We start from the raw sequence: 21,270 nt of genomic DNA on the forward strand, positions 1-21,270 counted from the left end.
CATCAACTTCCTGTTTATCATACTAATGCAGATTGTATCACATTCCGGCTTTTAAGTTAGTGCAAATCCCCAACAGATTGAAAAAAAATCATAAAAAGCTCATTTGAAATCAAGTAACTGATTTCAAATGAGCCCTATAGATTAGAGGGCCATACCCTGCTTTTCCCGAATAATTTCTTTTACCTTGTTTTTATCATCCATAATCAGAACTGTTGGCTCATGCGTACTTGCTTCTTCGTCTGACATATAAACATAGGACAGGATAATGACGATGTCACCGCGTTGTACAAGCCGTGCTGCCGCTCCGTTCACACAGATGACACCACTTCCGCGTTCCCCTGCAATAATATACGTTTCAAACCGTGCTCCATTATTGTTGTTAACTACATGTACTTTTTCATTTGGCAACATTCCTGCAATCTCTAGTAACTCACTGTCAATTGTTATACTGCCTACATAATTTAGATCTGCTTCTGTTACAGTTGCACGGTGTAATTTACTGTTCATCATCATTCTGAACATGACAACCATCCTTTGTTGACATAATAATATTATCTATCAATCTTGTATTTCCAAACTTTACTGCACAGGCAAGAATTGCCTCGTCTGCAGAGAGTTCATATTCTGTAAGTGCTGGGTAAGACAAAAGAGATATGTAATCCACGAGGCCAGAGCTATTGTTGACAATATATGTTGCCGTTATCCGTTCAATTTCATCATTCGGCACACCCTCTTTAAACAATGAAACTGCTTTTTCGAGTGCCTGCCAAATAACTGGGGCTTGCGCACGTTCCGTCGCAGTCAATTTAACATTTCTGGAACTTTTCGCGAGTCCATCCTGATCGCGGACGATTGGAACCCGAACTATCGATGTTCTTAAGTTAAAGTCCCGTACAAACGTCTCGATAATCGCAAGTTGCTGGGCGTCTTTCATACCAAAATAGGAACGGTCAGGGTCGACGATATTGAACAGCTTCAAGACGACTTTCAAAACGCCGTCAAAATGACCTGGACGAGATGCTCCGCACAATGTATTCGCTTGAGGACCTGGCAGAATTCGAATGCCGCCATCTTGTGGATACATTTCTTCCGGTGTAGGCATGAAAAGAATGTCCACGCCTGCCTTTTTTGCTAAACTAGCATCTCTTTCTGCATCACGGGGATATGCATCAAAGTCCTCCCCTGGACCAAACTGAGCAGGATTGACGAAAATGCTCATGACGACGATGTCATTTTGCCCTCTCGCCTGCTCCACGAGCGATAAGTGACCGTCATGCAAAAAACCCATCGTCGGTACAAAACCGACTGTAGAGCCAGAACGTGCATTACGATCAATCAAACTTTGTAATTCAGATATCGTTCGAACAACATTCATTTCATTTGTCACCTCCACTGCCACCATACAATGCAACCAATTCTTCTTCCTCCATCGTAAAACGATGTTGTTCCGAAGGGAATGAACCATCTTTTACTGATGTCACGTACTTGTTCAATCCGTCACGAATAACCGTTCCGGCATCTGCATACGTTTCCACGAATTTAGGGACATGGTGACTTCCGTATTTAATAGTATCATGGAATACAAGTACCTGACCGTCTGTTCCTGCTCCAGCACCAATGCCGATTACTGGGATTGAAACAGCGGCTGAAACTTCCTCACCAAGCTGATAGGGAATACATTCCAATACAATCATGAATGCTCCAGCTTCTTCACATGCACGGGCGTCATCGATAAGCTTTTTCGCGGCTTCAGCCGTTTTCCCTTGCACTTTATAACCTCCGACAACCGATGCAGATTGTGGCAACAAGCCTAGATGTGCAACAATTGGAATTCCTGTTCCAGTGAGCAACCGAATCGTTTCAATAACGTTTCCTGCACCTTCAAGCTTTAATGCATTTGCATTTGTTTGTTGGAAAATCCGGACCGCTTCTGTTAACGTACTGTCCGCAGAGCCATGATACGTCCCAAATGGCATATCAACAACGATGAAGGTATCCTTTGCCCCCCTCCTAGTCGCCTTGCCATGGTGAATCATATCCTCTGTTGTTACAGCGATGGTTGAATCATAGCCAAGTACAACCATTCCGAGTGAATCACCAACAAGAATAATATCGACTCCCGCCTCTTCCGCAAGCTTTGCTGACGGGTAATCGTATGCCGTCAACATGACAATCTTTTCACTGGTCTTTTTCATTTTAATAAAATTTAGTGTACTCTTCATTTTACTATTCCCCTCTCTTTTGAGAAGAAACCGGATATAAAAACCCCTCTGCGCCAAAATGGACAGAAGGGTTGTATCATCATGTGATGGTTTCCTCCGTCCCTGTCTTTTCGTTAAGATCAAGGCAGATCATATTGAACTTTAGGTATTCGTATTTCAAAAGTGGTGCAGCTCACAATAGATACCGCCCTTTGGATTTACTATAACAAATTGAAAGTTCAATGTATACCTATCACTTTGTGATTTCAATATCTGCTGAATAGATTCCTCGAATTGTACCGTCACTGAGCTTCAATTCTAAGACCCCATCATCCGATATCCCGAGTGCAGTACCTACAATTGTTTCATTCAACATTACAGCTCGTATCTGTTTCCCCGTTGTGTTCGAATAGCCTTCCCATAACAGCTTGATTGGTCCAAAACCGTGTTTAACATACAAGTCTGTGTAGAGTTCGAGAAATCCGAGGGTTTTTGCAATAAGTTGCGCACGGTCGACCGACTTACCGGTAACTATTTTAAGGGATGTCGCAATGTCTTGCAGTTCTTCCGGAAAATCCGTTTTTTCTTGGTTCACATTCATACCGATACCTAGAATAACTGCTTTTACTTGATCAGGGTCCGCCTGAAGTTCAGTTAATATTCCAGTCACTTTTTTACCGTTGATCAAAATGTCATTCGGCCATTTAATATCTGGATCGATTCCTGTCATTTCTTGAATGGCTCGCGTAACTGCAACCGCCGCAACTAACGTCATCTGTGGCGCTTGTTGAGGCGTTAATGTCGGCCTGGTAATTACACTCATCCAGATACCTTTGCCCGCTGTAGAGTTCCACGGACGCGCCATTCGGCCTCTCCCAGCAGTCTGTTCTTCAGATATAACAACAGTTCCATTAAGTGCACCATTCTGTTCTTCATCATGTGCAATGAATTGTGTCGATTTACACGTATCAAAGTAATGGATGTGTCGACCAAAACTTTTAGTATTCAAATGTTTTTGTACATTTGCTTCGTTCACCCGGTCTGGTGAGTTGATGAGATAATAACCTTTTTTTCGAATTGTCCCTATTTCGTAACCTTCTATTTCAAGTTCTTTTACATATTTCCAGATGGCGGTCCTCGATAACCCGAACTGGTCGGCAATCTCTTGTCCAGAAACGGGTTCACCATCTGCGTCAAACAACCTTTTTAACAATTCATTTTTTACCAGTGAATTCATTTAGAAACCATTCCTTTATGTCATTGGGCTCATTTTCAAGTGAACCGTGTAGGACAGCTTTTTCAATCTTCCCAATCCATTCACCAAGCCATCTGCCTCCTGATTGATTTGTCCACTCCATCAGTTTTTGACCATCGACAGCAAGAGCTTTTATTGACTGAATTGGTAGCGATTCTTTCATTCGTTTAATTTCTGTAGCCAAAATTGTTTCTTGGTGAGTATGGAACGTCGAAAAAATCTTTTCCGTCGTTAAAAGGACTGACAAATCATTTAAGTAATAGTCGTCAACAGTAAATTGTCGATTTAGTCGATTTGCGTATACATCATTTACTGAACTAAGGAACATCCTATCAACGTTCGACAATTTATATGCTTTTACGATTTCTGATGGTGAGAAGTTGCCCGCAACCATAAAGCAAGCCCAGCCTTCACTCGGCGTTTCAAAAGGTGCAGTCTTATTTAGTTTCTCTATGTCTTTCGGAAATAATGGTAAATGTGAAGCTATCCCTGTTTCTTGTATGCATAGAAAAGCTTTTATCGGATAATTTCCGGAAAATAATTTATCCATTTCAGCTTTTAACCGTTCTACAGAAATGTATCGAATCTGTTCAGCATTGAGACGGATTGCTTCAAATGTCTTTTCTTCGATTTCAAAATCTAGGACAGCAGTGAATCGAATTGCTCTGAACATCCGAAGCGCGTCCTCTTTAAATCGATCTGCAGCATTTCCTACGGCCCGGATAATTCGTTTTGTCATATCCGCTTTGCCACCGAAGAGATCAATCAGTACTCCATCAATTGTCATTGCGAGTGCATTCATCGTGAAATCTCGGCGCCGTAAATCTTCCGCTAAAGATTTTACGAAACGTACTTCATCAGGGCGGCGATGGTCTGTATATAAGCCTTCTGTCCGGTATGTCGTTACTTCTATAGGTTCACCTTTCATCAGCACAAGCACAGTTCCATGTTTGGTCCCTATATCTACGGTCATCGGAAATACCGCTCTCACTTCTGCAGGTTCAGCAGAAGTAGCAATGTCGATATCTGTTGGATTTTTACCTAACAAAGAATCGCGCACTGCGCCTCCAACAAAAACAGCTTCATATCCCGCACTTTCAAGTGAATGAATAACCTCACGGCTAGGTGCAGATCCGAAATTAACTGTCATCTATTTCCCGCCACTTCATAATAAAGATTTTCGTACTGGTCGACAATTGTGGATGAATGGAACTTATCAGATGCAGTAGCCAAACCATTTTCTCTGAAAGTTGCATGCAATTCTCTGTCTTTCAATAACATGAGCGCTTTTTCAACCGCTGCATGCCTGTCTCCTACTTTTACAATAAAGCCATTGATACCATCATTAATGACTTCTGGAATTCCACCCGTATCTGTTGCGATAGATGGAACTCCACAAGCAAGTGCCTCCAATAGTACAAGACCGAAAGCTTCCTTTTCCGATAAATGGAACATTAAATCACTGATTGCCAATAGCTCAGGTAAATCATCCCTTTTTCCAGTGAATATAACATTTCCCTGCAAACCTAACTCCATCACAAGCTTTTCCATATCAATTCGCTCGGGTCCATCCCCGACCAAAATCAGTTTTACGTCAATCTCTGTCATTATTTCCTTAAAACTGTGTATAATATCGGGAATCCGTTTGATTTTCCGGAAATTTGAAATATGGATAATAACTTTTTCTTCTGGTTTGATTCCCAAGTCAATTTTCAAAGCCCCGGGATCCAATGGCCGATACTTGTTTTCATCGATGAAATTATATATTGTCATCAAATCTTTTTTCGGTTTGATTAATTCTAAGGTCTCAAGGCGGAGAGACTCAGAAACTGTGGTTGTAATTGTTGATTTATCAATTCCATAACGAACTGTATTCTTAAGTCCTGGATCATGGCCAAGAATCGTTACGTCTGTTCCATGTAGTGTTGTAATAACACCAATTGTGGAATTTGCCATATCTTTGCCGAGTGCCGCAGATATAGCATGGGGTACAGCATAATGAACATGCAGAAGATCTAGTTTTTCTGTTTCAATCACCTCTGCAATGCGGTTGGCCAGCGCAATATCGTAGGGAGGATATTTAAATACCGAATAGCCATCAATTGTAACTTCATGAAATTGAATATTAGGATGTGCGTCCAGAAAACGGAATGGTTTGCTGGATGTAATATAATGCATTTCGTGGCCTCGTTCCGCCATCATTTTACCGAGTTCAGTCGCGACTACTCCGGAACCCCCGAGGGATGGATAGCAGATGACACCTACTTTCAATTTTTTCAATCACAGCACCCCTTCCGATTTACAGTTATATATTTCTAGTATTAATCGATAAAATTCTCTAGTCCATAGACAAGGTCTTTTCGTTCCATGACATTGTGTATGGCCATAAGAATTCCTGGCATGAAGGAATTCCTATTGAATGAATCATGGCGGATACTAAGCAATTCGCCGTCTCCGCCGAGCAATACTTCCTGATGCGCAAGTAACCCGGGTAGTCGTATGCTATGTATCTTCATGCCTTTTATATCTGCACCGCGTGCACCGGCTTGATGTTCTTTTTCATCAGGGTGTCCTTGTATATGTTCTTCTCTGACCGCGTTAATCATTTCGGCAGTTTTCACTGCAGTTCCTGAAGGAGCGTCGACTTTTTTATCATGGTGCATTTCTAGGATTTCGACATCACCCAAGTAACGTGCTGCTATTGCCGAAAACTTCATCATAAGCACGGCTCCAATAGAAAAGTTCGGGGCAATAATGCCTCCCGTCTGATTGTTGGCTGCCAACTCTGTTAAAAGGGCAATATTATCCTTAGAGAGTCCGGATGTGCCGACGACTGGTCGGATTCCTAGGGTTATGGCATCATGAACATTTTTAAAAACAGCTTCCGGATCAGTAACATCTAAGAGTACATCAGGCTTATTCGTATTTGCCAATCCTTCAAGAGAAGTATAAATTGGAATACCTCCCGGCTCTTCATTTACATCAGTTCCATGTAAAAATTGTCCATCGTACTTATAATCCAGAATAGCAATGACTTCCATATTAGGCGTATTCATAATTGATACTAATGCTGCGCTACCTAATCGGCCGCGTGCCCCAGCGATTGCAACTTTTATCGTCAAATCATTTCCTCCTTTTTGGTCCAGCGATCGGCGTCCCGTTTCTTGAATTTTTCGAGAACATCCGTAAGTGCTTTTTCTAAACTGATTCCTTGTGAATTAGCGAAGCAAATTAGAACAAACAACAAATCTCCAGTTTCTTCTTCAAGTGACTTTACCGCTTCAGTGGATTTTTTCTTTTTCATGCCGTATACATGCTGCACTTCCCGCGATAATTCTCCAAGCTCTTCAGTCATCCGAGCAACTAGTTCCATCGGTGGGAAGTAACCTTCTTCAAAGCTATTAATGTACAGATCCACTTCTTGTTGTAAGTTCTCCATTGTTTGTGATTGTTCCATTTGCGTCAACTCCCACTACCATCGTATTAATTAATAACAGTATTGTCAAAATAAAAATTATAGACGATAATAACCCTAGCGTTTTAAAAAGGAAGGTGTGCACGAAATGTTTCAAGGAATTAAGTTCAAAAATATCTTTTTCATCATTCTCGGTTCTGCAATTTTCAGCTTCGGACTCGTTCACTTCAACATTCAAAATGAACTTGCTGAGGGAGGATTCACTGGGATTACACTGATTCTACTGTTCGCTTTCGATTGGGATCCCGCAATAATGAATCTTCTCCTGAATATTCCAATGTTCATTATCGGATGGAAATTGTTAGGTAAAAAAGTATTTATTTATACGGTTATTGGAACTGTCGCAGTGTCGATTTTCCTGAAAGTTTTCATGATTTATCAGATTGATATCCATTTAAAAGATGATATGTTCCTGGTTTCCCTGTTCGCGGGCGTGTTTATCGGTGTCGGACTCGGAATCATCTTTAGGAATGGAGGAACAACAGGTGGTGTTGATATTATCGCACGTCTCGCCCATAAATACATTGGTTGGAGTATGGGAAAGACAATGTTTTTATTCGACGCGCTTGTCATTTTGGTTTCTTGGGCCGTTTATCTCGACCATCGCTCGATGATGTATACGCTCGTTGCATTATTTGTTGGTTCCAGAGTCATTGACTTTGTTCAAGAAGGTGCCTATGCAGCTAGAGGGGCATTCATTATTTCTGAATTACAAGATGAAATCGCTACAAAAATTACAGCGGATATGGATCGCGGTGTCACTGTTTTTAGAGGTTACGGTCATTTTACAAAGTCCGATAGAGAAATTCTTTATTGTGTTGTTGGAAAAAATGAACTTGTTCGTTTAAAAAACATTATTACATCCGTGGATCCACACGCATTTGTTTCTCTAACCGATGTTCACGATGTCATGGGCGAAGGTTTTACGCTAGATGAACAAAAACGCCCTCTAGAGCGCTAGATTGGCGGTGTGATGGTACTAACCACATCGCGCTGCCTACTGAAACGTCAGACATTTAGCCAAGAAGAAAAATCTACATTATAGGAATCTCTAACGGTGCTATATTTAATGGTTTCTATTAAAGCAAAAAGTCCGTCCCCCGAAAAACGAGGGACGGACTTTTTATGATTAATCTCTGTTCGTAAAGATTAAGAGTAAACGCACCAATTCCATTACTGCAACCGCTGTTGCTGCAACATATGTCATCGCTGCTGCACTCAACACTTTTTTCGCATGTCCTTCTTCTTCATTACGGATGATGCCAAGAGAGACAACCTCATTCATGGCACGGGATGAGGCATTGAATTCCACTGGCAATGTAACAACTTGAAACAGTACTCCGACTGCCAACAGGGCAATACCAATTCCAAGCATGGAATTCATGCTCGAGAAAAACAAACCAATCATAATGAAAACCCATGACGCATTTGAAGTAATATTTGCAACTGGTGCTAAACGGTGACGAAAACGTAGAAATGCATACGCTTCCTTATCCTGTATAGCATGGCCTACTTCGTGGGCAGCAATTGCTGTTCCCGCTACAGATGCTTCATCGAAATTATGTGGTGACAACGCTACGATTTTCGTTAGTGGGTTATAATGGTCACTCAAAAACCCATTTGTCTTAACTACTTGCACGTCCTGCAAACCATTATTATCAAGAATAAGTCGGGCAACTTCTGCACCTGTCATTCCTGAAGTTGAACGTATTTTAGAATATTTTTTGTATGTTCTCTTCACTTTGAATTGGGCATAAAGAGGCAATAAAATTATTGCACCTAGGTAAATCCAAAACATAATCAGCTTCCTCCCCTATTTCTCTGTAAGTTCTATTCTATAATGAACTCACTTCAACCGCAACTGATTGCAATTACCATATGACAGCTTTTGTCCTGTTCTTCCACAACCCAAAAGCAAGCATAATACAGGAAATGGATAGCCAGAATGTAAAATAACCGATGTGTTCCATATGTTTCATTAGGTCGTGGTAAATCGGCATCTGTCCATACACATAATCAATGACATCATTATGGAGTGTCCAAATAGCCGCAATCGCAATATGGACGAAAGAAAATCTATACAAAGGACTGTATAACACACCTTGAACTGCCATTCCAAAATGTGATGCAATAAGCATCCAGCCCATCAAGCCAATTTCGCCTGTCTCGATTAGCGTCAGGATATTCATGACAACCGCCCAAAGTCCATATTTAACGAGTGTTATTAGTGCAAGTGCTTCAATGAGTTTAAAATTCCTTCCGATAAGCCAGCCGAAGATTGCAAGTGTGAAAAACAAGCTTGCAGTTGGACTGTCCGGTACGAAAACCCAGAACTTCGGCTCCGTTATTTCTAGTTGCCACATATACCAATCATATCCAAAAACTGTGCCAAGTAAGTTTATAAAGAACAGTATCCAAAGAAATGATTTATGAGATAGAACGAGCCAAATTTTCTGTAGTATTAACCTCATAGGTACCTCTCCCAAATTACTTATTATATATAGAAAAAAAGAGTCAGTTTCCTGACTCTTTTACATTACTCGCTTTTCAAGCCTGAAATAAATTCGGCAAGTACTTGCAAATCTTCATCTGAGCCTTCCCAAGTTCCAGGAGGCATATCTCCAACGCCATCATGAGCGATATCGATAACTTCCTCAGTAGAAAGACCGGTATTTACTAACGGCTTACCTAATCCACCTTGGAATGCATCACCGTGACAACCGATACAGGATGCTCCAGCGTAAATCTGATAACCTTCTGATTCAGTGTCAAACTCTACTTCCTCAACAATCGCACCTTGTATTTTTTGCTTTTCCCAGTCATGGTTCACATATGATTCCCAAGTCAAATAGAACAAAGCTGCAAATGACAGAAGCATAAATGCTGTTGGAAGAGGGCGTTTAAATGGACGTCGTTCCTTCGTCGTATCCATAAATGGTACAAGCATCAATGCGCCGAACGCAAGTCCTGGCATAACAATTGCACCGATTACATTAAATGGTCCAGAAGCAAATTGATACTTCAATAATTGGTACATTGAAAGGAAGTACCAGTCCGGAACCGGCATGTACATTGTATCCGTTGGATCCGCTTGACGTTCAAGCGGGGACGGGTGAGCAACTGTCAATATTAAATACCCGATAAGGAAAACAGCACCAATCAGCCATTCTTTCAATAGGAAGTTAGGCCAAAAAGCTTCTGTTTTACCCGGATACTCTGAGTAATCCTTCGGGACGTTCGGCATTTTGTTAGTAGCCTTAATGCGCGAATCTCCGACAAATTTCATCCCTTTTCCGCGATGCATAATGTCCCCTCCTTTTTAAAATCATTGGACCCTGTTGTATTTTATAGAGGTCCTGAAATACCTTGTCTTCTGATCATGATAAAGTGTGCTGCAAGCAACCCAAGCAAAGCAGCTGGTAAGAAGAATACATGAATCGCGAAGAAACGTGTTAATGTTTGTGCACCGAGAATCGTCGTGTCTCCAGCAAGAAGTACTTTAATCGATTCACCGATGAACGGGACTGAAGCTGCAATTTCAATTCCTACTTTCGTAGCGAACAGTGCTTTCATATCCCATGGCAGTAGATATCCTGTGAACCCTAGGCCAAGCATGACCATAAAGATCAAGACTCCGACAACCCAGTTCAGTTCACGTGGTTTCTTATAAGACCCTGTAAAGAATACACGCAGCGTATGTAGGAACATCATAACGATAACAAGCGACGCTCCCCAGTGGTGCATACCACGCACAATTTCACCGAATGCTACTTCATTTTGAAGGTAATAAACGGATTTCCATGCATTTTCAATGTCCGGTGTGTAATACATTGTAAGGAACATGCCAGAAAGAATCTGGATGACAGTAATAAAAAATGTCAGTCCTCCGAAACAATAGATGAATGCAGAAAAGTGATGTGCAGGGTTTACGTGCTCAGGTACTTCATGGTCAGCGATATCGCGCCAAATCGGGGTGATATCCAACCGTTCGTCAACCCAATCATAAATTTTATTTAGCACTTCGGTCGTACCCCCTTACATTTTTAAACTAATGTGTTCGGTTTTGTTTTTCCGAGATACACGAAACCGTCTTCGATTTTAACGTCAAATACGTCAAGTGGCCCGAGCGGTGGCGTTCCTTGTACATTGTCACCATTTTTCATATAACGTCCTGCGTGGCATGGACAGAAAAATTTGTCTGGATGCTTTTCATCGCCGCCCCAGTTCACCGTACAACCAAGGTGTTTACAAACAGGAGAAAGCGCGATGACCGTATCGCCTTCTTTATAAACCCAGGCAGCGTTTGCTACGTCAGATGTATACCAGGCATCTTTTCGATCTTTAATAGTAAAATCGACACGAACTGGTACTTCCGTTAGCTCGTCCACTTTTTGCGGAGTCGGGATGAAATCTCCTTCATCTGTCTTCTGCAACACTGGATCAATTGCAAAACGGACCATTGGCATTAACATTCCAGAAGCCATGAATCCACCAACACCCATAAGTGTATAACTCATGAATTGGCGTCTTGACACTTTCTTGCTCATCATTTTCCCTCCTCTTACTTAAAGGTCAGTCCAACGGACATTCTATTGCTAATTGTAATACTAGGACATATCTATGATATATCAATACTAAAGGAAATTCAATCATGCATTCTGAATAGAATTAAGTTTGTGAACAAATATCGAATTTTACTGTTCTGACCACTTTTCCATGAACCTTGGCAATACTTGTCGCAGCTGATCTTCAATAATTGATTTTTTAAGTTGTGGGTCCATATTTTCAAGTGGAATCGGTGGTAGCCAGATGATTTCGCCTTCGATTTCAATACTTGTCCAAGAAGAATCAGTCGTTAAGAAAAACACATATTTGAAAGGTGCTAACGAAAGGTCTCGAGTCAATGTTGTAGCCATTTCTAATAAATTCGTAGACTGCGTATATGCGTATGGCGGCATAAGCATCATACGGCCTTTAAATTGTGTTTCGATAAATGTTGTTAGGTGCATCAGAAACTCAGATGATGATGCACTACTTTTCATGTTGCCTGGCTCTGTATCTACTTTAAGCAAGGGTACAATCAGTGTATCGATATATTCTTTCTGTTGCAAATATGTATCCATATCTTTAGCTGTCCAGTTCATCTCAATAAAACCTCCTTCGGAAATAAGTAAAGAACTCCATCTAGGTGGATGGAGTCATCATTCCTTTGCTATCTTCATGTCATTCAACGTCGCAGATAACGCGATAAACCGCTCTTTGTCATTCGAATCAAGCGCTTCATCCACTCTTTTCATTAGCATATCTACGGTCATTGCAGCGACACTCTCTTCAAGCAATTGTTCCGCAACTTTTCGATCACTTTCACTCACTTGTAGATAGGTTGGAAGAAATGGATTCTCTTCTCTGACGCTCGCATACTCTGGGCAAGAATGACTGTTCGGGAAATTAAGCTGAATATACATTTTGTCATCAGGGTGGAGTCTTAGGTCATGAAATGATTTCTCAGCATCTGCAGTCATTAGATTTCCTTTATAAAAGCGGAACGGGATGCTCTCCGAACCTGTAGTTGAAATCACCATTGCCCGGGGACAGTAATGCGCTTCATCCGTAAAGTGAACGTTTTGTAGAAGGTGCTCATGGCTTAGAAGATAGTTCAAAATCCACACACATTCACGGCGCTTCAATTTGTACCGCTTTAAGAACCAACGTACAAAGTCCTTTTTAGCGGCGACAGGAACCATGGCCGTCATGTCACCCCTCCTCGTCATTTTGTGCTTCCAGGAAAGCTCTCCAATACTCATCAACGGGAACAATTTTAACTATCTCTTTGATAACTTCAAAGGCCTCATCGCGTTTCCCTTCTTCAAGCAGGAATTTTGCATAGTTTCCGAGAAACCCTTGATCATCCTTTAACCCAATATATGCCTTACTATAGGACGCGTATGCATCATCAAATTGTTCTTCACGCTCATACGCATATGCCATAAATGCATCCAATAAAGGGATGTCTATCTGGTCATTTTTCATGTATGAAAGAAGATCTAGCAATTCTTCGTTTTGCTCTCTTTCGTTATACAATGATGCAAGTGTTATAAGTGCTTCACTATATTCAGGGTCGAGAACGAGCGCTTCTTTCAAGTGTCCTTCCGCCTCTTCGGGCAGACCTAGTTTCAGTGCAGATTTCCCCGCCATCAATTGTAGTTCTTTGACAAATTCATCTCTGCGAATTCCAGCTTTAAACATCTCATATGCTCTTCGGTCTTCGCCCACCAACAACAAAGATTGTCCCGCAAGCATATAGGCAGAAAAATAATCAGGATCCATTTCAATCAAATTGTCGAGAAGCGCAACCGATCTTTCAGGATTACCGCTTTGATAGTATGCAAATGCTGCACCGAAAAGTGTATCCGGTAATGCATTTTCTTCCAGTAATTCCTCGTAATATGGAATTGCCTCTTCATAAGCCGCACCTGCGCTATACGTTTCAGCCAGTCTAGATAAAATACGAATGCCACCGATTTCATCCATTTCTTCATGTAACTCAAGGTATAACCGAGCTGCCTCTCCATACTTTCCTGAACCTAGAAGTAATTCCGCATAAGCAAAGCGAATAACTGGCTCATTTGAATCGATTTCATAAGCTTCCTTAATCTTCGAAAGCGCAGCTTCCGCCATTCCGGACATTTGATAGTAATCGGCTAATGCCAACAGTGCCTGTACATACTCTTCATTATCCGGACTCACATCGGTAAGCAACAGGAGCGCTTCATCCTCTTCGCCAAGCTCAAGTAACGTGCCGGCTCGATCTATCTTCAATTGAGCTTCGTCTGGAAGATGGAAGCGCAAAGTTTCGTATAGTTGATCGGCTTCTTCCATGAATCCGTAACTGGCGAACAGTCCCGCTGCTTCATAGAGCAAATCAAAATCGGTCGATTTGTTCAACTGATCAACCGTGCTGCTCAACGCTTCTACTTCTCCTTCTAAGATGTACTGCTCAATCTCTTCTAACTGTCCCATATTTTCACCTGTTCTTTCACGATATATACATTACTCAGTTATCCTTTTTTATTTGTCTGGGTGGCTAGTTTTTCTAGGTTGTCAAAAAAACCTGGATATGAAATGGCTATGCACTCAGGCTCTTCAATTTGAATGGGACCGGATGCAATAAGCGCTGAAATTGCCGCCATCATACCTAGTCTATGGTCACCGTAAGAAGCGAGTGTCCCCCCTGTTAACGGTGTTGGTCCATGGATAATCATTCCATCTTCGGTCGCTTCAACGTTAGCACCAAGCTTGTTCAATTCTGACGAGACTGCGGCAATTCTGTCTGTTTCTTTGACTCTTAGTTCTCCTGCGTCCTTAATTATCGTAATACCTTGCGCCTGCGTAGCCATGAGCGCAATAACAGGCAACTCATCAATCAATCTTGGTATTAAGTCGCCACTGATTTCTGTACCCCGTAATTCTGCATAAGTGACCTTGACCGTGCCATACGGTTCTCCGACTCCATCTGTCTCTTCCAAGATTTCAACACTAACACCCATATCCTTAAGTACATCCAGTATGCCTGTTCTTGTAGGATTAAGTCCGACGTTTTTAAATGTGATAGAACTTCCTTGTATCATTCCGGCTGCAGCCATGAAAAATGCAGCAGATGAAATGTCTCCCGGAACAACAACGTCTGTACCCAGGAGCGGATCTCCCCCTGTAACACTAACCTTTGTTCCTTCCACATGAATGGTTGCTCCAAATTGCATTAACATACGCTCGGTATGATCGCGCGAAACAGTCTTTTCTGTAATCGTAGTTGTCCCTTGAGCATTCATGCCAGCAAATATGATTGCCGATTTTACTTGGGCACTTGCAACTGGCATTTCGTAATCAATCGCCGTGAGAGGCCCTCCTTCAATTAAGAGCGGCAGAAGATTGGCGTCTACTTCACCTGCTATGGAGGCGCCCATCGCTGCCAATGGCAATGTTACTCTATTCATGGGGCGCATTGACAAAGATTCGTCTCCCGTCAAAACGGATTTGATATTCGATCCTGCTAGTATTCCCAGTAATAACCTCGCTGTTGTTCCAGAATTACCGGCATAAAGATTATCTATCGGTGTTTTCCAATTTCCCATTCCTGGACTATTCACAGAGACATCCGTACCATTTCTAATAATCTCAACTCCGAGTTGTTGGAAAATGTCAATTGTACGCAAACAATCTTCCCCGTCCAGGAAGCCAGTGATTTGGGTATGACCTTTCGCGATGGAGCCAAGCATTACTGCACGATGTGAGATTGATTTATCTCCCGGAACCGCTATTTCACCCAACATTACTGGTTTATCAAATTCCACTGTTTTCATTCCCACCAAGAACCCCCCTTATACTATGTACATACTATAATCCATTGTTTTGGATAGAGACGATTTTGCGCGTACTCGATCCTCTGCAGTTTGGAAACTGATCACAAGAATTCCGTATACATCCGTCCGTGTTTCGACGATTCGGATATTAGTTATACTAATTCGTTCAATTGCAAGTATTTTTGTGATTTCAGAAATAATGCCGGGGTGATCCGGGATATCTATATGCAAATCAAATGTCATATAGAGTGCGCCTTGCGAAGTTAATGGTAAATCGTCTCTGAACTTTTTAGCTTCCGCAAAATAGGCGTATATTTTTTCCGGATCATTTGTCAGTAACATCTCCCGAACATTGCTCATTTCCAAAAACCATCCGTCAAGTTGCTGTAATAGCTCTTCCCTATTTTGAGTTGTGATATCCCGCCACATGACAGGGTCAGCAGAAGCAATTCGGGTCAAATCACGGAATCCTCCCGCGGCAAGTTCTTGAACGAACGGCTGGTCTTCTTGTTGAAGTGCAAGCCGTCCAACTAGTGATGAAGCAATCAGATGTGGAAAATGGCTGACGATAGCCGTCATCCGATCGTGTTCTTCAGCATCGAGTACGACAACCTTTCCTTTCGTAGGTGCTAATAATTTACGCAGGCGTTCAACTTTTTCTGTATGCGTCCGAGAATCAGGTGTCAATATGTAATAAGCATTTTCAAACAACTGTTCTTTTGCCGCTGAGACACCACTTTTGTGGGAACCCGCCATAGGGTGGCCTCCTATAAACGTAATTCCCTTTTCGATTAAAGCAGATGCAGTTTTCATAATCGAGCCTTTTATGCTGCCTGTATCAGTGATTATGACATCTTCCTTCAATTCCCAGGTAGCTGCCTCCTGTATCATACCAATCGTTGTATTTACAGGTGTGGCAAAGAAAATATAATCTGCGTGCAAGCAGGCTTCTTCAACGGTAGGGGCAATTCTATCAATGATTCCTCTTCGATAGGCTTCTTCCAACGTTTTTGGCGATTGGTCAAACCCCGTCACCTGTATGTCCGATCTTCTTTTTAGGGCTAGACCCAGCGATCCCCCAATCAATCCGAGACCGATAATGGTTACATGTGAACTCATGCGTGAGAACCTTCTACAGACAGCAATGAATCAAATGCAACAAAGAATTTGCTGGTCTGCTCTTCCGTTCCGATTGTCACCCGGACATATCCTGGCGTTCCAAGCGCATTTCCGCTTCGGATGATAAATCCCTGCTGTAACAATTTTTCTGCAGCTTCATCTGCATCGCCCGGTACTTGAATCAGGACGAAATTCGTTTCAGAATCATAGATGTGGATGCCTTTACGTCCAGCATAGTCCTTGAATCGTTCCCTTTGTTGACGATTCAACTCACGACACTTCTCAATGAATGCCGCGTCATCTAATGCCTTTTCAGCAAGCACCACTCCAAACGAGTTATTATTGAACGGGTTTCTCACTTTGTTGAGATTAGTGATGACTTCAGGGTGGCCGATTGCATACCCTACCCTGAATGCTGCTAGACCATATGCTTTCGAAAACGTACGCAACACGATTGCATTAGGATATTGCTCTAGCAACGACACAGAATCGACATGATCAGAAGCTGTCACGTACTCAAAATAGGCTTCGTCAAGAACAACGAGAACAGTTTCAGGAACTTGTTCCAAGAAAGCTTTCAAGTCGGCACTCGGAATGACATTCCCCGTTGGATTGTTAGGATTGCATACCCAAACGACGGTAGTTTTGCTGTCGATTTCATTTAGAAACCCATCAAGATCATGTTGTCCATCAGCTTTTAAAGGAACTTCCCTTATTTCGGCACCTTCAATTTTCGCGCTATGAGCATACTGCGGAAAAGTCGGTGTCGCCATCACTGTATTCACTTCCCGACTGAGGAGTGCCCGTGAAATGATCATCACAATTTCGTCAGAACCGTTTCCGAACAATATTGTATCTTCGGTCACAGAATGTTGTATGGCCAATTTACTTCGCAACGCACTGGCATGGCCATCCGGATAGATTTCATGTTGGATGGTAGCTGTTGCCATGAATTCTTTTACAGAAGGAGCACAGCCATACGGGTTTTCATTTGAAGCGAGTTTTATAACTTCTTTCAATCCGTACTGCTTTGTCACTTCTTCGATTGATCTACCAGGTTTATATGGAGACATTCCATCAAGTGCTTTTTTCCAGTTCATGTAAATCCCTCCAGTGAATTTTCACGTTATTATTTTTGTAAATCCGGTCGTAGTTTTACAGCTTCATTTTGATAGATATGTTTGATAAGCTGTTGCGGAGTATCTGTATTTACATGCATAAGAATTCTAATGCATAACGGCATAGCTCCTGGCACTTCTATTTCATTCGTACACATGACTGGGACGTACATCCAGCCATTGATTGAACGGACCGCTTTTGCAGGAAAAGTCGATTTGACGTCCGTCGTAGTAGACACAAGTACAGAAATAATATCGGTTGGAGAGATAGCGTTCTCTTTCGCCATTTCTTCAACAAGTTCTTGCGTCGCTTCTAGAACTGATTGTTCTTCATCGGATTCGACAGTGGTCGCTCCTCTTACTCCTCTAACCATCACAGCTTCCCATCTCCTTCTGTTCTTTGCTTCAATAGATTGAAAGCATTTTCACATTGCTCTTTCGATAATTCTTTCACAAAGGGATTTCCTATTCCATCTAGCAAAACGAAATGCAGTTTGCCGAAAGAAGCTTTTTTATCTTTTTCCATATAATTCATGAATATATCGAATGCATGTTCATGGACAGGTTGGAAAGTGTAGCCATGCTTCTTGGCGAAACTGATGAAACGAGTTGTCATCTCTTCATTCACAGAACCATGACTTTCGCTCAAGATTAGGCTGTACGCCATACCAATCATTACAGACTCTCCATGGCTTAAACCACCGAACCCACATACCCCTTCCACCGCGTGGCCGAATGTATGGCCGAAGTTAAGATACTTTCGTACAGAATGCTCAAATTCATCTTCCGCTACGATTTTCGCTTTCACTTCTGTCCCCCGTAACAATTCGCTTGACAGCCAATCGAAATCGGGTTGTGAAAAGGACGGATTGTCTAGTAATGCAAGCGTCCATTCCTGATCCGAAATAAATGCATGTTTCAACAATTCAGCCATGCCGGATCTAATCTCACGCGGCGGTAGCGATTCAAAAAGCGATGTGTTAAACAAAACACCGACCGGCTGATGAAATGAACCGACCATATTCTTACCTTCAGGCATATTGATTGCTGTTTTGCCGCCTACCGCACTGTCATGCGCTAAAATCGTCGTGGGGCATTGGAGAAACCTTATTCCTCTCATGAACGTCGCTGCAACAAACCCTGTCAGGTCGCCGCAAGCCCCGCCGCCGAAAGCGATAATAAGGGAATCCCTCGTGAATTTTTCATTCAACAGAAAGGAAAGGCAATCGACGTAGACGGCAGATGTTTTACAGTTTTCTCCAGACGGGACTGTTTTCACGGCGATTTCACGATTCGCAGACTCCAATGCCTTTTGTAAAAGTGGTAAATGGAGGTCAGCAACCGATTCATCAGCAATGATTGCAATACGGTCCGCACTTGCTAGTAAACCAGCGTAGTCGGTCGCAAATAGATTGTATACATCTTTACCGAAATGGACACCGTATTCATGATTTTGGATATTAACAGAAAGTGTCCCCATGTTAAAACTCCTTTACATACCGTCTGTATTCTTCAAGTTCCTTTTTCAAGCCATCCATTGTATCCGAACGGAATTCTTCCATGATTGCTTTTGCCATCTCTGTTGCGATGACATGTTCGGCCACAACTGAAGCCGCTGGTACCGCACATGGGTCAGAGCGTTCGATTGTTGCGACAAAAGGTTCTTTCGTTTCGATATCAACGCTTTCAAGTGGTTTATATAGCGTCGGGATGGGTTTCATGACTCCCCTGACGACAATCGGCATGCCTGTTGTCATTCCACCTTCAAGACCACCTAAACGATTGGACTTCCGGTAATATCCAAGTTCCTCACTCCAAGCGATTTCATCATGGACTTTGCTGCCTGGCATTTTAGCCATTTCAAATCCGAGTCCAATTTCCACACCTTTAAATGCATTGATGCTCATCATCGCTCCTGCAAGTTTACCGTCCATCTTACGGTCGAACTGGACGTAGCTACCGATTCCAGGCGGACAGCCTTCAATAACTACTTCTACGACGCCCCCTGCAGTGTCTCCGCGGCCTTTTGCATCATCAATGGCTTGGACCATCAATTTAGAAGCTTCAGGGTCTGCACAATAGACAGGATCGTTTTCAATGATATCCCTTAGCTCTTCAGTCCCTTTTCCTGCATATGTATCCGGATTGGTTGTTACTCCTCCAATTTCCGTTACGTGTGCGACAGTATGGATGTCGAGTTCCCGAAGAAACTGCTTAGCAACCGCACCAATAGCGACGCGCATCGTTGTCTCGCGCGCGGAAGACCGTTCTAGAACATTGCGTAGATCCCGATGACCGTATTTCATGCCTCCGACAAGATCTGCGTGGCCCGGTCTCGGTCGGGTGATCTGCCTTTTCACATCAGCAGGATTAACATCTTCTGAAAGCGGTTCTACACCCATAATCGATGTCCAGTGTTTCCAGTCATCGTTAACGACCGTCAATGTAACAGGTGAACCTAACGTTTTACCATGACGGACACCTGACGATATGACGACTTGGTCTTTTTCTATTTGCATACGTCTTCCGCGTCCATGTCCACCTTGGCGTCTTGAAAGTTCTCCATTAATCATTTCAGCAGTTAATTCCATTTGGGCAGGTAGCCCTTCAATAATTGCAGTAAGTTGCGGACCGTGTGATTCTCCAGCTGTGAAGTACCTCATTCCATTTCCTCCTCTGACGAATGATCAATCATTCGTTTATAGCACTTTACCAAAGTAAAGTACATTTGACTATATGTTAATATGAAAAATATCCGGAATCTACCCGGATACCTTAAATTTTCTTATAAAAGAACGTATCTTCTGATTCAAAACCATATTTTGTAGGATTAAAAATTTGTTCAGTACTCCCTACAAATAAAATCCCGCCGGGTTTCAATGCCTTGGAAAAGTTCATATAAATTTGATGTTTCGCTTCTTCTGTAAAATAGATCATGACATTTCGACATACAATTAAATCGAATCCTGAATCGTATCTGTCTTTCAACAAATTTTGCTGTTTGAACGTCACAGTCCTTTTAACTTCATCCTTCACTTGATAATGATGACCTTCATTGACAAAGTACTGTTTTACTACAGGATAGGGTACTTCCTTTAATGCCCTCTCTGGATAAAGACCTACTCTTGCACGTTCAATTACACCTGAGTCAAGGTCTGTCGCCAATATGGAAATATCATGTAGCGGTACATGCGATGATAAAACGAGTGCGATTGAATACGGTTCTTCCCCAGTCGAACAAGCAGCACTCCAAATTTTCAGTTTTTTATTCTCAGAAAGAAGTTTAGGAAAAATCTTTTTTTCAAGTACATCCCACCGCTGGGCATTGCGATAAAATTCTGAGACGTTGATTGTCATACGATCAAGAAATTCCTCAAGTAATACCTTATCATTATGTATAGCGTCGTAATATTCGATGAAATCCCCAAACCCTCGTTTTTCATAAAGAGAAGTGAGTCTTCTTTTCATCTGCGCTTCTTTATAGAGTGATAGGTCTATTCCAGTCATTCTTTTGATATTTCCTATAAATAAAGCATAATCCGGCAATATGTTTCCTCCCGTCCCTATATTCTAACTATTATAACGGATTGGAAGCATTTTCGGAAGAACAAATACAAGTGAAGCCAACTTACAGGCGTTTAGCGCGTGCCAAAGTACACAAATTGATGTATTCGACGCTAAGTGTTTAAAGTATTGGGTCATACTGCGAGGTTACATATAGAAAAATAACAAAAACAGCCGT

24 protein-coding genes are annotated in these 21,270 nt (G+C 42.1%); 1 reads left to right on the forward strand and 23 read right to left on the reverse strand.

The genetic code is table 11. The annotated features are described in order from the left end of the window. Positions 1 to 141: 141 nt before the first annotated feature. The 8 genes from panD to AC25Y6_RS02375 form a co-directional block, all read right to left on the reverse strand. Positions 142 to 522, reverse strand: a complete 381-nt coding sequence (panD, locus tag AC25Y6_RS02340; RefSeq protein WP_482101859.1) for an aspartate 1-decarboxylase — start codon at positions 520 to 522, stop codon at positions 142 to 144. Then, the gene (gene panC, locus AC25Y6_RS02345) at positions 497 to 1,387 is read right to left on the reverse strand and encodes a pantoate--beta-alanine ligase (RefSeq protein WP_488141936.1); all 891 of its coding nucleotides are present in this window, start codon (positions 1,385 to 1,387) and stop codon (positions 497 to 499) included. The genes panD and panC overlap by 26 nt, the downstream gene beginning before the upstream one ends. After that, the gene (gene panB, locus AC25Y6_RS02350; protein WP_482104429.1) at positions 1,377 to 2,222 is read right to left on the reverse strand and encodes a 3-methyl-2-oxobutanoate hydroxymethyltransferase; all 846 of its coding nucleotides are present in this window, start codon (positions 2,220 to 2,222) and stop codon (positions 1,377 to 1,379) included. Before panB ends, panC begins: the two co-directional genes overlap by 11 nt. A 232-nt stretch (positions 2,223 to 2,454) precedes the next feature. After that, the gene (locus AC25Y6_RS02355) at positions 2,455 to 3,438 is read right to left on the reverse strand and encodes a biotin--[acetyl-CoA-carboxylase] ligase (protein WP_488141937.1); all 984 of its coding nucleotides are present in this window, start codon (positions 3,436 to 3,438) and stop codon (positions 2,455 to 2,457) included. Then, entirely contained in the window at positions 3,416 to 4,606 is a 1,191-nt protein-coding gene (locus tag AC25Y6_RS02360; protein ID WP_488141938.1) for a CCA tRNA nucleotidyltransferase, read from the reverse strand. Before AC25Y6_RS02360 ends, AC25Y6_RS02355 begins: the two co-directional genes overlap by 23 nt. After that, positions 4,603 to 5,736 carry an N-acetyl-alpha-D-glucosaminyl L-malate synthase BshA gene (gene bshA, locus AC25Y6_RS02365; protein ID WP_488141939.1) on the reverse strand — a complete coding sequence of 378 codons (1,134 nt, stop codon included), beginning with the start codon at positions 5,734 to 5,736 and terminating at the stop codon, positions 4,603 to 4,605. Before bshA ends, AC25Y6_RS02360 begins: the two co-directional genes overlap by 4 nt. A gap of 41 nt (positions 5,737 to 5,777) precedes the next feature. Beyond that, positions 5,778 to 6,578 carry a 4-hydroxy-tetrahydrodipicolinate reductase gene (gene dapB, locus AC25Y6_RS02370; RefSeq protein ID WP_482104432.1) on the reverse strand — a complete coding sequence of 267 codons (801 nt, stop codon included), beginning with the start codon at positions 6,576 to 6,578 and terminating at the stop codon, positions 5,778 to 5,780. Continuing rightward, entirely contained in the window at positions 6,575 to 6,913 is a 339-nt protein-coding gene (locus AC25Y6_RS02375; RefSeq protein WP_482101865.1) for a nucleotide pyrophosphohydrolase, read from the reverse strand. The genes dapB and AC25Y6_RS02375 overlap by 4 nt, the downstream gene beginning before the upstream one ends. Positions 6,914 to 7,019: 106 nt before the next feature. Between AC25Y6_RS02375 and AC25Y6_RS02380 the strand changes: the two genes are divergently transcribed. Next, positions 7,020 to 7,892: a YitT family protein gene (locus tag AC25Y6_RS02380; protein WP_482101866.1), complete on the forward strand. Its 873-nt coding sequence runs from the start codon at positions 7,020 to 7,022 to the stop codon at positions 7,890 to 7,892. Between the two features lie 168 nt (positions 7,893 to 8,060). Here the strand turns inward: AC25Y6_RS02380 and AC25Y6_RS02385 are convergent, their stop codons facing one another. The 15 genes from AC25Y6_RS02385 to AC25Y6_RS02455 form a co-directional block, all read right to left on the reverse strand. Further along, complete coding sequence (locus tag AC25Y6_RS02385; RefSeq protein WP_482101867.1) at positions 8,061 to 8,729, reverse strand: zinc metallopeptidase; 669 nt, start codon at positions 8,727 to 8,729, stop codon at positions 8,061 to 8,063. 73 nt (positions 8,730 to 8,802) lie between these two features. Continuing rightward, positions 8,803 to 9,402 carry a lipoprotein heptaprenylglyceryl N-acetyltransferase LhaT gene (lhaT, locus tag AC25Y6_RS02390; RefSeq protein WP_482101868.1) on the reverse strand — a complete coding sequence of 200 codons (600 nt, stop codon included), beginning with the start codon at positions 9,400 to 9,402 and terminating at the stop codon, positions 8,803 to 8,805. 65 nt (positions 9,403 to 9,467) lie between these two features. Beyond that, positions 9,468 to 10,235, reverse strand: coding sequence for a c-type cytochrome (locus AC25Y6_RS02395; RefSeq protein WP_482104434.1), 768 nt, complete (start codon positions 10,233 to 10,235; stop codon positions 9,468 to 9,470). Between the two features lie 41 nt (positions 10,236 to 10,276). After that, positions 10,277 to 10,951 carry a menaquinol-cytochrome c reductase cytochrome b subunit gene (gene qcrB / locus AC25Y6_RS02400; RefSeq protein WP_149579895.1) on the reverse strand — a complete coding sequence of 225 codons (675 nt, stop codon included), beginning with the start codon at positions 10,949 to 10,951 and terminating at the stop codon, positions 10,277 to 10,279. 23 nt (positions 10,952 to 10,974) lie between these two features. After that, positions 10,975 to 11,481: a QcrA and Rieske domain-containing protein gene (locus tag AC25Y6_RS02405; protein WP_482104435.1), complete on the reverse strand. Its 507-nt coding sequence runs from the start codon at positions 11,479 to 11,481 to the stop codon at positions 10,975 to 10,977. A gap of 144 nt (positions 11,482 to 11,625) precedes the next feature. Beyond that, positions 11,626 to 12,075 (reverse strand): YpiF family protein, encoded by a 450-nt coding sequence (locus AC25Y6_RS02410; RefSeq protein WP_488141940.1) that lies wholly within the window; start codon positions 12,073 to 12,075, stop codon positions 11,626 to 11,628. Positions 12,076 to 12,132: 57 nt separating this feature from the next. After that, positions 12,133 to 12,684 (reverse strand): ReoY family proteolytic degradation factor, encoded by a 552-nt coding sequence (locus AC25Y6_RS02415; RefSeq protein ID WP_482101872.1) that lies wholly within the window; start codon positions 12,682 to 12,684, stop codon positions 12,133 to 12,135. A 1-nt stretch (position 12,685) separates the two neighbouring features. Next, on the reverse strand, positions 12,686 to 13,951 hold the full coding sequence (locus tag AC25Y6_RS02420) for a tetratricopeptide repeat protein (RefSeq protein ID WP_488141941.1): 1,266 nt from the start codon (positions 13,949 to 13,951) through the stop codon (positions 12,686 to 12,688). 38 nt (positions 13,952 to 13,989) lie between these two features. Next, on the reverse strand, positions 13,990 to 15,291 hold the full coding sequence (gene aroA, locus AC25Y6_RS02425) for a 3-phosphoshikimate 1-carboxyvinyltransferase (protein ID WP_488142005.1): 1,302 nt from the start codon (positions 15,289 to 15,291) through the stop codon (positions 13,990 to 13,992). An 18-nt stretch (positions 15,292 to 15,309) separates the two neighbouring features. After that, positions 15,310 to 16,410, reverse strand: a complete 1,101-nt coding sequence (locus AC25Y6_RS02430) for a prephenate dehydrogenase (protein ID WP_488141942.1) — start codon at positions 16,408 to 16,410, stop codon at positions 15,310 to 15,312. Continuing rightward, a complete protein-coding gene (hisC, locus tag AC25Y6_RS02435; protein ID WP_488141943.1) occupies positions 16,407 to 17,510 on the reverse strand; it encodes a histidinol-phosphate transaminase in 1,104 nt (367 codons plus the stop codon). The genes AC25Y6_RS02430 and hisC overlap by 4 nt, the downstream gene beginning before the upstream one ends. A 29-nt stretch (positions 17,511 to 17,539) precedes the next feature. Next, positions 17,540 to 17,902 (reverse strand): chorismate mutase, encoded by a 363-nt coding sequence (aroH, locus tag AC25Y6_RS02440; protein WP_482104653.1) that lies wholly within the window; start codon positions 17,900 to 17,902, stop codon positions 17,540 to 17,542. Beyond that, complete coding sequence (aroB, locus tag AC25Y6_RS02445; protein WP_488141944.1) at positions 17,902 to 19,008, reverse strand: 3-dehydroquinate synthase; 1,107 nt, start codon at positions 19,006 to 19,008, stop codon at positions 17,902 to 17,904. The genes aroH and aroB overlap by 1 nt, the downstream gene beginning before the upstream one ends. A 1-nt stretch (position 19,009) precedes the next feature. Further along, positions 19,010 to 20,191, reverse strand: a complete 1,182-nt coding sequence (gene aroC / locus AC25Y6_RS02450) for a chorismate synthase (RefSeq protein WP_482101877.1) — start codon at positions 20,189 to 20,191, stop codon at positions 19,010 to 19,012. 112 nt (positions 20,192 to 20,303) lie between these two features. Beyond that, positions 20,304 to 21,074, reverse strand: coding sequence for a CheR family methyltransferase (locus AC25Y6_RS02455; protein WP_482101878.1), 771 nt, complete (start codon positions 21,072 to 21,074; stop codon positions 20,304 to 20,306). Between the last annotated feature and the right edge of the window lie 196 nt (positions 21,075 to 21,270).

It is taken from the genome of Sporosarcina sp. Y1004 (assembly GCF_057669665.1).